This window comes from Moraxella boevrei DSM 14165 (assembly GCF_000379845.1).
Classification (GTDB): domain Bacteria; phylum Pseudomonadota; class Gammaproteobacteria; order Pseudomonadales; family Moraxellaceae; genus Faucicola; species Faucicola boevrei.
The window spans coordinates 65062-80270 of sequence record NZ_KB903811.1; the positions used below are offsets into that span (position 1 = coordinate 65062).

Genomic DNA, 15209 nt, shown 5'->3' on the forward strand with positions numbered 1-15209 from the left:
ACAATTCATTGACAAAACTTATGCACAGCCTAACCATTTTTTTACTTTTTTATCATAAAATCAAAAAGATATCTTTTTAACGCTAGGCATTGCCCTATCACGGCTACACGCACCAAAAAATTTTGGACAAATTTGTCAATAATTAGCCGATAGAAAACCCCATGTTTTTTGTTGCCAAAAAATTAGCCAAACTTGTGACTAAAAATGTTACACAGAGTTTGGCTAAATTTTTAGTTATTTAATCATTTTAAAATAATTTAGTTGTTATAATTAACAAATGATGAATTCACATTGTCATATTTTGTTACAATTTTAAAATTATTCGGATCGCTAAAAACTGCTTTTAATAAATTGTTATTCAACATATGTCCAGATTTATAACCATAAAACGCCCCCAAAATCTGATGTCCTGCCAAATATAAATCACCCACTGCATCAAGTATTTTATGCCGAACAAATTCATTGTCAAAGCGTAAGCCGTCTGGGTTTAGCACCTTTTCATCATCCACCACGATCGCATTATCCATACTACCACCCAAGCCTAAATTTTGGCTTTTGAGATACTCAATATCTTTTAAAAAACCAAACGTTCTGGCTTTTGCGATTTGTTCAGTAAAATTAGCACGATTAAAATCAATCTCAAAGGTATCATGCTCTTTGGCAAAAGCGGGGTGGTTAAAATCAATGGTAAACGCCAATGAAAAGCCGTCATACGGGGTAAAACGGGCGATTTTGTCATCATGGCGTACTGCTACAGGACGTAGAATTTGGATAAATTTTTTGTCAGCAGATTGGGTAACAAGCCCTGCTTTTTCCAAGGTTTCAATAAACACCATGGCACTGCCGTCCATAATCGGAATTTCAGGGGCAGACACTTCCACCACAAGGTTATCAATACCTAAACAGGCAATCGCACTCATCAAATGCTCTACCGTACCAATGCGTTGGTTGTCGGTATTAGTGAGATTGGAAGACATGACGGTATCGGTAATTTGGTCATAACGTGCCAAAATCGGCTGTGGATTGGGCAAATCGCTGCGCAAAAATACCACGCCTGTATCTACATCCGCAGGTAAAAATCGTATTTGTACCAACTTGCCACTATGTAGCCCAATGCCTTCTAAAGAAATTGGCGTTTTTATGGTACGTTGTTTCAGGGTTTGTTGTTGTGTCTGTTCTATCATGGTTGCTCTATTACATATTTTGTTACATTTGGCGTATTTTAGCATTGTTTTGACAGATAACAAGGCTCTTTTCTTGATTTTTTTGATGAGTTTTTTTTATGATTTTTATCAAATTGTTTAACAATATTGCTAAGGCGATAGCTAAAAATTAAAATCGCATAAAAAACCCACTATCAATCTTGATAATGGGTTTTGTTTTTTCTAATACTTAACAATTACTTGTTTTGTTGTTGGCGTAAATATTGTTGAATACTATTGCCTGTACGCTGTGGTTGTGTGGTTGACACAGTTGGCTGAGCGGTTGCTGGTTGTGGTGTAACAGGTTGAACTTGTGGAGCAACACTTGGAGCGACAGTTGCTGTTGGCTGTGAGCTGTTGGCTGTCAATGCAGGTGTGTGTGTTCCTGCATCTACTCTTTGGCTACCAATCTCTGGGACAAAAGCACGGTTTGGATTTGGTACTTTTGGTGTCGTATCAAGGGTTAAACCTGTCGCCACAACGGTAACTTGGATTTCATCGCCCATATCTTCATCAAATACGATACCGTAGAAAATATTCGCTTCATCAATATCCACCAAACTTTTTACCTTTTCGGTAATGCGTTCTTGTTCATCAAAATTAAAATCAGAACTTGCCACAGTATTTACCAACAAACCTTTGGCATTTTTTAGCAACAAATTATCCAGTAGCGGACTCTTAATTGCTTTTTCGGCAGCGATTTCGGCACGGTCTTCGCCACTGGCCTTACCAATCCCCATCATCGCATGACCCCGAGAAGTCATCGCTGTGCGAATATCATTAAAGTCAATGTTGATAAAGCCATCTTCACGAATCATATTTGAGATACCTTGTACCGCTTGCATCAGTACTTCATCGGCTTTTTTAAAGGCATCTTTCATTGAGATTTTGCCATACACATTCATCAATTTATCATTGGGGATGGTAATAATCGAGTCAACAAAATTTGATAATTGTTCAATCCCTTCTTTGGCAACTTTACTGCGTTTGCCACCTTCAAAAGTAAAAGGCATTGTTACCACGGCAACAGTAAGTTTGTCCATTTCTTTGGCAAGACGGGCAATCACGGGAGCTGCCCCTGTCCCTGTACCACCACCCATCCCTGCAGTAATAAATACCATGTCCGAGTTTTCTAACACTTGTCGAATTGTTTCTTCATCGCTTTCAGCCGCTTCACGTCCGATTTCAGGATTTGCCCCTGCACCTAGACCACGATTATTATTTTTCAGACCAAGCTGAATTTTACTTGGGGCTGATAAGCGGTCAAGTGCTTGTCGGTCAGTGTTGGCACACACAAAGGTGATATTTTTGATGTTGGATTGTACCATGGTTTCCACGGCATTACCGCCACCACCGCCGACGCCAATTACGGTCAAACGGGCTGAACCATTATGCTCTTCAAAAGAATCATTGGCAATGCTAAATTTTGATTCCATCTTGGATTATCTCCGCACTAAATGTCGTTAATCAATAAAATTACGCCTATCATACCACGACTTTTAAAAAAACGCTAAAAATCTTGGCAAAAAATTGCTAAACACCAAAAAATATTAAAAAAAATTAAAACATTTTTTTCAAAAAGCTTTCAATTTGGTGTAAGGTTTTACTTAAGCCAGATGCTTCTTCAATATTCGCATTTTTTTCGGTATGATAAAACGCATCACTTTGGGTATATAACAACGTGCCAAACACATTTTGATATTTTCGTTGTCCAATCAGCGAAGCGATGTGTCGCAATTTTTCATCATCCCCATATTGGCTGTAGGCACTGATGGGTGATTGATGTTCGGCACGGTTGGATTTATGGACTTTATTGGCAAATACCTTTTTGGCAAGTGGAATAAGTCCACGCATTTCTGAGCCACCGCCCGTTAATACATAGCCTTGTTGCAAAAAATCACTTAACCCCAACGCATCTAAATCATTTTTAATATTTATTAAAATATTAATGTAGCGTGCTTCCACGATTTCTAGCAATTCTTGCATATTGACGGTTTTTTCATCATTTAGCTGAGAACGACGAATGCTAAAAAATTGACTAGCATCGATGCCAAAACGGTCAACGCTGGCTTGTTGTTTTTTCAACTGTTCTGCTTCAGCAACCGTTACGTCTAGCAACACCGAAATATCAAGAGTAGCGTGTTGACTGCCTTCAGGAAAACAGCGTGTATAGACCAATTTATTATCACTATAAACGCACACACTGGTGGTTGATGAACCGATATCAATTAGGCAAACACCGTGATATTTTTCTTCCGCCAACAAGCTATACTCCGCCGATGACACCGCATCAAACATCATTTGTTCAATATTGACATCGCACTCTTGTAAGAGTTGTTGTAGATTTTGCCGACTACGTACAGGCATCATCATCAAATGATGGAGTACCATTAGCTCGCTAGCTTGCATCCCAATCGCATCATCAATCATCTCGTCGCCACCGTCTAGGGCAATGCCTTGTTGCACATAGTGCATTAGATACATATCATCGCTTTGGTGTTGTTTTTTGGCTTGGGTCAATGCTGACACTACGTCTTTGGCACGAATGGTGTCGGTATTGATTGTCACTGTACCCGAACTATTAACACTCACCAATTCAGGGGTGGAAAAACTCAGCCAAACACTGTTAACACGGCAGTTTGCCATATCTTCGGCTTCTTGAATGGATTGTTTGATTGCGGATTTTAAACGTTCCCGATGACGGATAACGCCCTGAGCAAAATCATGGTTTTTAACCGATGAAATGCCAATAATACGAATATCTTGGGCGTGAAAAACCTGACCAATCACCGTATGTACGGCAGTGGCACTTAGATGAACAACGACGATAAGTTCAGGTTTTGTCATTTTTTAACGCTTTTACATCCGATTTATATAAAATTTGTCAAAGGCTTACGAAGTTTTTTGAGTTAAATTTTGTGTTTTTACCACAGGTCGCCAAGTGATTGCCATTCCATTTTTATACCGTAAATCAATGCTTTGAATATTAGAAAGTTTTGGGTTTAATTGGTTTTGTAGCAATACGCTCAAACGGTATAATTTTTCTGATGTATTGTCATTATCCACCAAAATTCGCAAACCATTGTCAAACCGAAATAACCACGTCATGCGTGATGTGACGATTACTTCATTCACTTTTAAACCAATCGGTAGGTACCAATCACTAACTTGTTTGGCTTGTTGCATCATTGCAATGGCGTCTTTGTTATCATCGCCCTGCAAATGCATCCAATAATCAGCCTGAAGTTCACTCGGGTCAGCAGGATGAAACACCACACCACGGGCATCAACCAAGCGTTCGCTACCAAATTTTGCTACCGCTTGGCGGGGTATCACTTTTACCACTAAACCCTGTTGCCAATCACGGCGGATGTCTACTTGTTCCACCCAATCAATCCGTGCAATTTTGTCAACATAAGTTTGTAAATCGGTCTGTAAAAAATTATCCGTTGCTTGTGTGCCAACAGTTTGCACCAAAACGTGATGTTCGTATTGGTTTAAATCGTTGGGTAGCACGCTAATCTTGGCGTCTGGCAATTGTCTTAACAACTGAATAGTCAACCCCAAAAATACCAAAAGAAACACGCCAACCCCTGCCAATAGCCAGTAAATGGGATTTTTCAAGGTCTGTTTATCAAAGTTCATCGCTTTGTCAAAACCAAACAAGGACTTGGGTTGAGCGTGGGTCATTGGTAAAAATGTTAATCCTAAAAGTCATCAATACAAAAAGTGTCTATCATACCAAATTATACCGACAAAATAACCTTACTTCATCGCAAAGTTTTTGATATTCATCCGTATTTTGTAAGAAAATGTAGTATTCTAACAGTTTTTGTGAAAATTTAAAACCTTTATCAAATATCTGCCAGATTTTCTAAAAAATTTTTTAGCAAAAATTATGACAAAGTCTCTGATAAAATTTGTAAGCATAAATCTGCAAACGAAATCCCAACCTGCTTGGCGGCCATTGGCACAAGGCTATGGTCGGTCATTCCAGGGACGGTGTTGAGCTCCAAAAGGTACAATTTGCCGTCATCGCCTTTTAAAAAATCCACCCGCCCCCAACCTTTGCCCCCCACCGCTTCAAAGGCACGCTTGGCAAGCTCGCCCATTTGCTTCTCTTCATCAGCGGTCAAATCAGACGGACACAGATAAGCGGTATCATTACGCAGATATTTGGCATCATAATCGTAAAATTTGCCCTTGGGGACAATCTTAATGCTTGGCAAGGCCCTATCGCCCAGTAGCGACAAGGCGTATTCGCCCCCTGTGATGGCTTTTTCTGCCAAAATCTCGCCGTGATACTGCTTTAAAGTGGGGTAGACTTTTGCCAAATCGCCCACCTGTTCAATCATCACCACCCCCACGCTTGACCCTTCACTGGAAGGCTTGACAAAGAGCGGTAAACCAAAGTCTGTCTCCACCGCATCAAAATCGCTGTCATCGTGTAGCACCACATACGGCACATTGGGCAAGCCAAGTGCCTGCCAAATCAGGCGACAGCGAAATTTGTCCATCGCAATGGCAGATGCCAGCACACCACAGCCTGTATAAGGCACGCCCAAGCCGTCCAGCACCCCCTGCAAACCGCCGTCTTCGCCAAAAGTGCCGTGCAAGACATTAAACACACGGTCAAAGTTTTTAAGCTGTGTCAAATCACGCTCTTTGGGATCAAAGTGGTGGGCGTCTATACCTTTGGATAGCAGGGCGTCAAGCACCGCCTTGCCACTTTTTAAAGACACTTCTCGCTCGGCACTTGTACCACCGCACACCACGGCGACTTTGCCAAAATTTGTTACATCGTTCATAAGTTTTAACCTTAATATAAAATTAAAAACCACACATTTGCTTGTATTCTTGCAATAATTTATCCATTTCTGGTTTAAATTGTTTAATATAATTATATGCTACCTTTGCACCGCTTGGGTGCGGAAAACAAACGGTTTTGCATTTTTCAAAGTTTTGGAAAAATACTTGAAATCCGCCACTTTCTTTTTGTACCATTTTTCTCTGACCAATTTCATTGCCAACAACTTTAATGAATTTTTCGTAATTGTCTTGTTGGTTAATAAAATCTGTTAATCTACGCCCCATAAATAATACTAAACTTGGTTGTAAAACTTCAAAATGAGTAATTAGATAATCAAAATTTTTTGAGATTTCATTATAGTCTTCAACACTTTTATTTGCGGTTGGGGAGATATTGGTTTGCATAATACTTTTTTCAAAGTTACCGCCCAAATTCTCCCTATCAAGAGAATGCCCCCATAATTCAAACCATTTAGCGACAATATTATCATATCTATATTTGTTAAAATTAAAAAAACCATCCCCTAAAAATGGTGTTTTATTAGCAAAAGTGAAAATTGTAGCATTTTTTCTTTGCCAAATTTCATCATCAGTTAAACCAGTAAATTGCTTATCAGGGTTTATTCCGTGCTCGTAACCACAAATTAACAATCCATTTTTATCATTCAATCCTTTAAAAATTGAATTTGCAAGATTAAGATTATCGTAAATAGACATTACTTTTCTCCAAAATAAAAACTATCAAAATCAGGGGCAAAAACCACTTTGCCTTTTAATGTACCTGCGGTGCGTTTTTTTGGAGTATTGATTGGCTTAGCAGACTGATTTTTTTGTGTCATAAATTCATCAATCAATCCAAAAATTTGTTTTTGCTCCAATTGTGGCAAAGACTGAATATAATCCACCGCTTGCCCCAGTGTTTGAATGGATTTTGTTTTCATCACTACTCCTTATTCAATGTATCAGCACTAACTTTAAGCCCATTGATTGGTTTGGCTAATTGACCTTTAAAATAATAAAACTCGCCTGCTCTTGGCAAGGGCTTTAATATAAATTGATAATGGCGAGCGTCAATGATTGTCGGTTTAATATCGCCTTGATATGAACCAATTTGCAGTCCATTCAAAGGCGTTAAGCCAAGCCACGATTGCCCAAAATAAGTGGGGCTACTGACGGTAATTTGCACAGGTTTATCACTATAAATAGGGTTATAAATTTGGCTGTGTCTGTCTTTGTCCACCCATTCTATATATTCAAAAAAACAAGTAGGTAAGGATTTATCGCTAATATGAAAACGCCCATAAGTTCCTGCTTGACAAACGCTTGCCAAAAGAGCGGTTAATAAAAGCCATTTTTTCATTTCAAATCCTTAATTTAAATAAACCCCATTCTCCTTTAATTCCAAACACAACTGCCCCACATTGCCTGCCCCTTGCGTAATGAGTAAATCACCTGCCTTTAAGCCTGCTTGCAATACTTGTTTGATTTGTGTTTTGTCGTCCACATTCAACACAATCGGCTCAACTTGCCCACGCTCACGAATAGAGCGCGCCAAATCATCACTTGTCGCCCCCTTAATTGGCTCTTCGCCTGCCCCATAGACATCAAGCAATATCAATTTATCCACCTGCGACAACACCGCCACAAAGTCATTAAAACAATCTCGTGTACGACTGTAACGGTGCGGTTGAAACATCATCACCAAACGGCGGTCTGGATAGCTTTGGCGTGCAGTAGCAATGGTCGCTGCCACTTCGGTAGGGTGATGCCCATAATCGTCAATCAACACAATATCACCGCCATCGGTGGCAAAACTACCATTATTTTCAAAACGTCTACCCACACCAGCAAATTTTTCCACCGCACGAGCAATTGCATCATCGCTCACGCCTTCGTCAGTCGCCATCGTGATTGCCCCAAGTGCATTATAAACGTTATGCAAACCCGGAATGTTCAGGGTGATTTTTAACGGTTCTTTATCTTTTCTTAACACGGTAAAATGCGTTTTTGTGCCGTCAGCAACCACATCAACCGCACGCACGTCATTATGTTCTTCCAAACCATAAGTTAAAACAGGGCGAGCGATATCGTCTATCATGCCATACAGTTCTTTGTCATCGCCACAAATCACCGCCAAACCATAAAACGGCATATTTTGCAAAAATTGAATGTAGGCTTTTTTCAAATTATCAAAACTGTTGCCATAGGTTTCCATGTGGTCTTCGTCAATATTGGTAACGATACACGCCATCGGACGCAAACTCAAAAATGATGCATCGGACTCGTCCGCTTCGGCAACCAAATAACGACTTTGCCCCAAAGACGCATTTTTACCAAAAGCATTGACTTTTCCGCCAACGACATAGGTTGGGTCAAGCCCTGCTTCATGGAGCATCACGGTTAGCAAACTTGTGGTAGTGGTTTTGCCATGGGCCCCAGCGACTGCAATACCATGACGATAACGCATCAGCTCGCCCAACATATCGGCACGGCGAACCACAGGAATGCGAGCGGTCAACGCCGACACAATTTCCGGATTGGTGCGATCAATCGCAGACGACACCACAACCACATCAGCATTTTGAATATTTTTGCTATCGTGTTGGATAAAGACTTGCACGCCCATTTTTTCTAGGCGTTCGGTAACGCCACTTGCCTTGATGTCCGAGCCTGACACGGTGTAGCCTTGATTGTGAATGACTTCGGCAATACCGCACATTCCTGCCCCACCGATACCGACAAAATGAATGTGTTTAATGCGACGCATTTCTGGGATTTCAATCAGACGTTTTGGCAATTTTTTGGTTTTTTGTTCGCTCATCATTTTTCTCATTTTTCTCATTTTTCTCATTTTTTAAATTTTATTAAAATAAAATTAAATATTGGTAAAAAATTAATTTAAATTATCTAAAATAATTTTCGCACATTGTTCGGTAGATTGTGGATTACCAAATTGTCGAGCTTTGTTGGCAATTTGCAAAATTTTTGTACGGTCAAGGTCGGCTAAAATCGCAGACAAACTGTCGGCATTCAGCTGAGATTGGGGTAACAAAAATCCTGCACCCTGTTCAGACAGGCTTTTGGCATTGGCAGTTTGGTGGTCGTCTACCGCACTTGGCAACGGCACAAACACCGCAGGCAAGCCCACATTTGCCACTTCGGTGACGGTCAAAGCCCCTGCTCGGCAAACGATAACATCCGCCCACGCATAGGCTTCTGCCATGTCGCTGATAAAAGGTGAAATTTGGTAGGGTGTGGTTTGCAACTCCACTTTGTCATATACAGCTTGGGTATCTTCCAAATTATTTTTACCACATTGATGGCGTACTTGCCAACTTTTACCTAGTTTTTCTAATTTGCTTAAGGTGGGAGCGATATTGTTGTTTAACACTTGCGAACCAAGCGAACCACCGACAATCAGAAGTTTTAACGGACTGGTATCGGCTAGGTTGATACGATGATTGGGTTCGGGTAATTTAACAATGGCTTCACGCACAGGGTTACCGACCGTGATAACTTTTTGAATGGGCAAATCGGTAAACGTGTTGGCAAAGGCTTGCATGACGGTTTTTGCCATTTTTGCCAAATAACGATTGCTCATACCAGCGATGGCGTTTTGTTCATGAATGACAATCGGTTTTTTGCAAATTTTCGCCGCAAGCCCCCCCGGTGCGGTAACATAACCACCAAAACCGACCACCATGTCAATTTGATTACTTTTGATAATTTTTACACACGCCAAAGTCGCTTTTAACAAGGCATTCGGGGCTTGTAACAAGCGTTTAATACCATTACCACGCAAGCCCTGCATGTCAATGGCGTGATAGATAAAATCGGTGTTGGCAAGCAAATCGTTTTCCATACCCTTCACCGTGCCAAGCCAATGTACTGTCGCCCCTTGTTGTTGCAAAGCATGAGCCACCGCCATTGCAGGAAACACATGACCGCCTGTGCCTGCTGCCATCATCAAAATTGTTGGCTTTTTTTGCGGAGTATTGCTTGTCATAAGGGTGCCTTTGTCAGGAATAATGATTGGAAATAGTCAGTTAAATTTTGGGAAAAAATAAGCGGTGACGTGCTGTCAAAAAAATGGTGAAATGATAGCATTTTTTGTCAATTTTTTAAAGGGATATCCGTAGAGAGTTTTTGCTAAATGATTGCTAAACGATTGCTAAATGTTTTTTAAATGTAATCTTGTAATTTTTATAAAAATCTTGGTGTTTTTATTTAATTATTTTAATTTTTTGTTTAAAAGATAGTAAAAAATAAGCTAGAAAAATTTTCCTAGCCTATTGATTTATGTAAGTTTAATTAAAACAACCCTTCAATCACCTTAATAAATTCACCCGCAATGTCCGTACCAAACTGGTCATCAATCTCACGAATGCAGGTCGGTGAAGTTACATTAATCTCAGTAATAAATCCGCCAATCACATCAAGACCAACAAATAATAAGCCTTTTTCAAGCAAAATCGGAGCGACAGTTTCAGCAAGTTTACGTTCGGTGTCAGACAAAGGCATCACCACGCCACGACCACCAGCAGCGAGATTACCACGAGTTTCACCATCAGCAGGAATACGAGCCAAACAATAGTCCACAGGTTTACCACCGACAATCAAAATCCGCTTATCGCCGTCTTTGATTTCGGGGATAAATTTTTGTGCCATAATCGGTAAAGTTTCTAATTGCGTGAGCATTTCAAGCGTTGAGCCGATGTTTGGGCTGTTATCGGTCAAGCGAAAAATCCCCATACCGCCCATACCGTCAAGGGGTTTGACAATCACGTCTTTATGCTCGCTAATAAATTCACGAATATGCGACTGTTGTTGGCTCACCGTGGTTGGGGTCATTAAGTGTGGAAATTGGGTCGCGAAAAGTTTTTCATTGCAATTTTGTACATTTGTGGGGTCATTGACAACTTTCACGCCTGCACGCTTGGCGTATTCTAACAGATACAAAGCGTACAAAAATTTCATATCAAAGGGTGGGTCTTTACGCATTAAAATCACGTCAAAATCGGTGGCTTTTTGCGTTACCTTTTCACCAAGTTCATAAAATTTGTCAGGATTTTTAAAGGCGTTGACTGATTGATTATCAATCATCAGTTCACCATTTTTTAGCCATAAATCATTGATTTTACAATAATTTAAGTAATGGTTGCGTTCTTGAATTGCCCACATCATAGCAAGCGTACTATCTTTTTTGTAATTGATGGTAGCGATGTCGTCCATCACGATTAGAAAATTGAGTTTCATGATTTTTCCTTATAATATGTCTTTCTTACACCCCATACTGCTCACGATAGGCAGTCATTTTGGCAAGCTCATCAGCTGTGCCATGTTTAGCGACATAATCGGTAATATCGTCCATGCTGACAAGTGCCAGTACAGGTACGTTTAATTCATCACCCAGCTCTTGAATAGCGGATTTTTCGCCCTGCCCTTTTTCTTTGCGGTCAAGCGCAACTATCACGCCAGCCACCGTCGCTCCTGCCTTATCAAGCAAACCCACCACTTCACGCATTGCCGTGCCTGCGGTCATGACATCGTCAATCACCCACACCGATTTTCCATTTAAATCCGCACCGACTAGCATACCGCCTTCACCGTGGTCTTTGGCTTCTTTGCGGTTGTAGCCCCATTCAGCATTGATGTTGTGGTTTTTAAATAAGGCTTGGGCAGTTGCCCCTACAAAGGGAATGCCTTTATACGCCGCCCCAAAAATCACGAGATTATCAGTATCAGCGTTTTTTATCTGTTTAGCAAGAGCATCAGCATAACCGTCCGCCAATGATGATAATAACTCACCAGTTGATAACAAGCCAGCGTTAAAAAAATACGGACTGATACGACCTGATTTTAAGGTAAATTCGCCAAATTTTAGCACGTTATTGTCAAGGACGATTTTGATAAAGTTTTGTGGGTTAAAGTTTGCCATTGATTTTCCTTTTCAAAAAAATGATGAAGTCATTATAAAGAAAAACCCGCCAAAAAACCATGCCAAACATAGACAACTTTTTAAATTTCAGCAGATAAAATCAAAAACAACCATGTTAAATTGTCGTCTTTCATTGCAAACCTTATTTTTTCAACGGTTTAATGGCTTTAGTCAAACGTTTAATTTGTTGATTTTGTTTGTCAATGTCACTTCTGGGTTGATAGCGAGCTTGGCGATAGGCTTGTTGTAACATTCGGATATTGTCTGGACTATTTACGTTATCTTGAATACGTTGTAACCAGTGTAACACGCCCTCGCTATCATTGCGAGCCAAACTTCGCTCTTGTTTTGCCAAACGTTGGGACAAATTTAGCAAATATTTATCGGTTTTATCCCAAATTTTACGCCGTTTATACCACAGCCATAAGCCTAAAAATGCCAACATCATCACAATCACTAAACCCATATACATGACTTGTTGATAGATTGATTGGATGTTAAACCATTGTAATAACGAGTTTTTTTGTTTGTCTTGGTCATAACCGATCACATCTCGTTGCCAGTAATAACTGGCTTGGTCAAACAGTCGGCGAGCGTTTTGTAGCAGTTGAAATTGTTGATACGACAACTGCCCAACGATACCGTCGCCAAACATTTGTGCCCCCACGCTTGCGGTCAAGTTGTCCATACCTTGCTCCACACGGTCAGGCGACACAAAGGCAGTGGGGTCAATCCGCACCCAACCGTCGCCTTCTACCCAAATTTCCGTCCATGCGTGGGCGTCCATTTGCCGAACTTCCCAACTTTTGCCATCTCTTCCTAATTCACCGCCTTGATAACCTGTGACAATCCGAGCAGGCACACCGACCGAACGCATCAAAAACGCAAAACTAGACGAATAATGTTCACAAAATCCCGCCCGAGAACCGAACAAAAATTCATCAATACGGTTTTGGCGTAGTGCAGGTGGCGATAAGGTATAACGGAAATTTTGTCCATTTACCCATTGTTCTAAGGCACTGGCAAAGGCGATTGGGTCTTTGCCGACTTTTTCGTATAAATTTTTGGCAAATTCACGGCTTTGGCTGTTACCGTTGTTTGGTAATTGCAAATATTGCTGACGCTCAGCATCGCTTAGGGTTAAGCCTATGGGTAAATTTTTTAGATAAGTTACTTTATAATTTAAGCGTTGATAAACTTCTGTCCAATGACGCAAGGTGAAATCGGAGGTTAAACCAATGCCACGTTGATTGGCAAATGGGTAATCCAATGCAAACAGCCAATTTTGTCCCGTTTTTTCCAAAATCACTTGATACGTTGGCAAATTTTCCAACGGTAGTTTGACATGATTTAAGGTTTCATTTAGCCATAATGGGGCTTGTTGGCGTCTATTATACCACATATCAGGGGCTTGCTTACTCGGTCGCCACGTCACGCCATCAAAGTCGCTAAATACCAACCCACGCCAATACATATCGCCACGTCTTGGCAGTTGCCCGTCAAACTCCACCCGAAACGCAAGCTCTGTAGATTGGCTTAATTTGGCAAAATCACCTGGTGACATACTGTCAGAAATTCCTGTGGTGGCTTGGTTTTGTCCACTCATGTGTACCGCCCATAGCGGTGGCAAACGTGGAAAAAACACAAAAATTACCACGGTTAAGGGAATGGCTTGTGCCACCAACAATCCAAGGGTTCGATAACGCCCTGTACCATCATCATTCATACCAATCATGGCAAACAAAGTCGTCATCGTGCCTAACGCCACAATCACGGTGGTAACCAAATCTTGCTCCACCAAAAACAGCCCTGCCAGCACAAACAACGACAAAGTTAACGCCACATAAGCATCACGGCGTGTATACAGCTCCAACAGCTTGCTCACCGCACACAACAGCAAAAAAGCAATCGCCACATCCAAGCCCAATGCCGTGCGATACGTCAGCCAAAGCCCTGCTAAACTGCCCAAAAACCCAACATATTGCACCAATCGCATGGTGCGTGGTTGATACAGCGAGTTTGGTAACCAACGCCGTACCACGCCAAATTGAGCAATAATAATCAGCAACGCATACGCCACAAGCCAACTCGGTAAATGTTTGGCGTGTGGAAGCACCACAAACAACTGCGAAATCAACACCCAATGAAAAGCCGATAAACCGCTAATTTTAGCGAATAAACCTTGTTTTTTGTGGGTATTTTGCCCAGAATTTTGAGAAATCGGTTGCATCATCATGGTGTTTGTGCCAACCTTAACAAGCTATCTTGTTGAAATGCCAAGCCCTGCCCCATCACACCGTCATCATTTGGCAAGATCAAGCGAAAAGCAATTTGTTGTTGACTTAATTTATCCACACCATAGCGTAATTGTCGCAATTTATCTTCGTGGGTGGTGGCGGGCATTTGGTAATAATCTAGCACTTGTTGCTGACCGACATTATCCACAAAACGCTTGGATAACAAACCTTGCCCCCTTGCCAAATGCGACCATGAAATACGTGCCAACGACTCGCCTGCCACATAATTATCCAACTGGTCAAAATCTTCTTGCCCTGCTTGGGTTTGGAGCGATGCGACTTCTTCGTCGGTGGTTAGCACAAACTGCTTGGCTTTGACATCGTACGCCAACGCTTTGGGATAAATCCACGCATGAGCGTCCAAAAACACATACGACCACGCCCGCAAAATCCCAAGCGGATACACAGTGCTGACGGTTAATTTTGGCAAATCAAACCGTCCACGTTTATCCGCCATTACGTATAAACTAATGATTTGTGGTTGTGAAATCTGATTGACCAATACAGTGGGTAAATTTTTGTTCATCTGTTGCTGTGAAACATTATCTTGTAAAGGTTGTTTTAAATCATAGACTTGCGAACCAAAGGTAAAGCGAATTTGCCGATGCGGTTGTCGGCTACGGCTACTCACTTGTAGGCGAATTTGTACCGCTTCGCCTTCAGTTGCATTGGCAACATCCACCAATTTAATTTGCAATCCTGACAAATGAGCAAACGTATAATGAATGGTAATCACAAGCAAACTAATCAACAAAAAACACAAACCCAGCACCAAATTATTGGCGTAATTCGTCCCTGCGACAAACATAATCATCAGCAAAAACACATACATTATCCCTTCTTTACTCAAAAAAATGTACACGTTACGAATGTTAAGTTTGGCAGTTTTTGTCACAGGTGAACGGCGTTTAAACCAACTTTCAAAACGAGTTTCTAAATAATGTTGCAACATAATTCAACACA

Annotated in this window: 14 protein-coding genes; all 14 read right to left on the reverse strand. The window is 41.0% G+C overall.

Annotation, left to right across the window (positions count from 1 at the left end):
* Positions 1 to 257: 257 nt before the first annotated feature.
* Positions 258 to 1184, reverse strand: a complete 927-nt coding sequence (gene lpxC, locus A3G3_RS0112030; RefSeq protein WP_019520772.1) for a UDP-3-O-acyl-N-acetylglucosamine deacetylase — start codon at positions 1182 to 1184, stop codon at positions 258 to 260.
* A gap of 215 nt (positions 1185 to 1399) precedes the next feature.
* On the reverse strand, positions 1400 to 2638 hold the full coding sequence (gene ftsZ, locus A3G3_RS0112040) for a cell division protein FtsZ (RefSeq protein ID WP_019520774.1): 1239 nt from the start codon (positions 2636 to 2638) through the stop codon (positions 1400 to 1402).
* A gap of 124 nt (positions 2639 to 2762) precedes the next feature.
* Positions 2763 to 4049, reverse strand: a complete 1287-nt coding sequence (gene ftsA, locus A3G3_RS0112045) for a cell division protein FtsA (protein ID WP_019520775.1) — start codon at positions 4047 to 4049, stop codon at positions 2763 to 2765.
* A gap of 45 nt (positions 4050 to 4094) precedes the next feature.
* Positions 4095 to 4892: a cell division protein FtsQ/DivIB gene (locus tag A3G3_RS0112050; RefSeq protein ID WP_019520776.1), complete on the reverse strand. Its 798-nt coding sequence runs from the start codon at positions 4890 to 4892 to the stop codon at positions 4095 to 4097.
* A 206-nt stretch (positions 4893 to 5098) separates the two neighbouring features.
* Positions 5099 to 6010 carry a D-alanine--D-alanine ligase gene (locus A3G3_RS0112055; protein ID WP_019520777.1) on the reverse strand — a complete coding sequence of 304 codons (912 nt, stop codon included), beginning with the start codon at positions 6008 to 6010 and terminating at the stop codon, positions 5099 to 5101.
* Positions 6011 to 6032: 22 nt separating this feature from the next.
* Entirely contained in the window at positions 6033 to 6728 is a 696-nt protein-coding gene (locus A3G3_RS0112060; protein WP_019520778.1) for a hypothetical protein, read from the reverse strand.
* Positions 6728 to 6952, reverse strand: coding sequence for a DUF2281 domain-containing protein (locus A3G3_RS0112065; protein WP_019520779.1), 225 nt, complete (start codon positions 6950 to 6952; stop codon positions 6728 to 6730). The genes A3G3_RS0112060 and A3G3_RS0112065 overlap by 1 nt, the downstream gene beginning before the upstream one ends.
* Positions 6953 to 6954: 2 nt before the next feature.
* Positions 6955 to 7371, reverse strand: coding sequence for a hypothetical protein (locus A3G3_RS0112070; RefSeq protein ID WP_019520780.1), 417 nt, complete (start codon positions 7369 to 7371; stop codon positions 6955 to 6957).
* A gap of 9 nt (positions 7372 to 7380) precedes the next feature.
* A complete protein-coding gene (gene murC / locus A3G3_RS0112075; protein WP_019520781.1) occupies positions 7381 to 8832 on the reverse strand; it encodes a UDP-N-acetylmuramate--L-alanine ligase in 1452 nt (483 codons plus the stop codon).
* Positions 8833 to 8904: 72 nt separating this feature from the next.
* Positions 8905 to 10017, reverse strand: coding sequence for an undecaprenyldiphospho-muramoylpentapeptide beta-N-acetylglucosaminyltransferase (murG, locus tag A3G3_RS0112080; protein ID WP_019520782.1), 1113 nt, complete (start codon positions 10015 to 10017; stop codon positions 8905 to 8907).
* 305 nt (positions 10018 to 10322) lie between these two features.
* Positions 10323 to 11270 (reverse strand): glutathione synthase, encoded by a 948-nt coding sequence (gene gshB / locus A3G3_RS0112085; RefSeq protein WP_026213039.1) that lies wholly within the window; start codon positions 11268 to 11270, stop codon positions 10323 to 10325.
* 22 nt (positions 11271 to 11292) lie between these two features.
* On the reverse strand, positions 11293 to 11949 hold the full coding sequence (pyrE, locus tag A3G3_RS0112090; RefSeq protein WP_019520784.1) for an orotate phosphoribosyltransferase: 657 nt from the start codon (positions 11947 to 11949) through the stop codon (positions 11293 to 11295).
* Between the two features lie 142 nt (positions 11950 to 12091).
* Positions 12092 to 14185: a transglutaminase family protein gene (locus A3G3_RS0112095; RefSeq protein ID WP_019520785.1), complete on the reverse strand. Its 2094-nt coding sequence runs from the start codon at positions 14183 to 14185 to the stop codon at positions 12092 to 12094.
* Positions 14182 to 15198 carry a DUF58 domain-containing protein gene (locus A3G3_RS0112100; protein ID WP_019520786.1) on the reverse strand — a complete coding sequence of 339 codons (1017 nt, stop codon included), beginning with the start codon at positions 15196 to 15198 and terminating at the stop codon, positions 14182 to 14184. The genes A3G3_RS0112095 and A3G3_RS0112100 overlap by 4 nt, the downstream gene beginning before the upstream one ends.
* Positions 15199 to 15209: the final 11 nt, after the last annotated feature.

Coding starts and splice junctions, on each gene's coding strand:
- lpxC (WP_019520772.1), bottom strand. CDS start 1,184: ATGATAGAACAGACACAACAACAAACCCTGAAACAACGTACCATAAAA.
- ftsZ (WP_019520774.1), bottom strand. CDS start 2,638: ATGGAATCAAAATTTAGCATTGCCAATGATTCTTTTGAAGAGCATAAT.
- ftsA (WP_019520775.1), bottom strand. CDS start 4,049: ATGACAAAACCTGAACTTATCGTCGTTGTTCATCTAAGTGCCACTGCC.
- A3G3_RS0112050 (WP_019520776.1), bottom strand. CDS start 4,892: ATGACCCACGCTCAACCCAAGTCCTTGTTTGGTTTTGACAAAGCGATG.
- A3G3_RS0112055 (WP_019520777.1), bottom strand. CDS start 6,010: ATGAACGATGTAACAAATTTTGGCAAAGTCGCCGTGGTGTGCGGTGGT.
- A3G3_RS0112060 (WP_019520778.1), bottom strand. CDS start 6,728: ATGTCTATTTACGATAATCTTAATCTTGCAAATTCAATTTTTAAAGGA.
- A3G3_RS0112065 (WP_019520779.1), bottom strand. CDS start 6,952: ATGAAAACAAAATCCATTCAAACACTGGGGCAAGCGGTGGATTATATT.
- A3G3_RS0112070 (WP_019520780.1), bottom strand. CDS start 7,371: ATGAAAAAATGGCTTTTATTAACCGCTCTTTTGGCAAGCGTTTGTCAA.
- murC (WP_019520781.1), bottom strand. CDS start 8,832: ATGAGCGAACAAAAAACCAAAAAATTGCCAAAACGTCTGATTGAAATC.
- murG (WP_019520782.1), bottom strand. CDS start 10,017: ATGACAAGCAATACTCCGCAAAAAAAGCCAACAATTTTGATGATGGCA.
- pyrE (WP_019520784.1), bottom strand. CDS start 11,949: ATGGCAAACTTTAACCCACAAAACTTTATCAAAATCGTCCTTGACAAT.
- A3G3_RS0112095 (WP_019520785.1), bottom strand. CDS start 14,185: ATGATGATGCAACCGATTTCTCAAAATTCTGGGCAAAATACCCACAAA.
- A3G3_RS0112100 (WP_019520786.1), bottom strand. CDS start 15,198: ATGTTGCAACATTATTTAGAAACTCGTTTTGAAAGTTGGTTTAAACGC.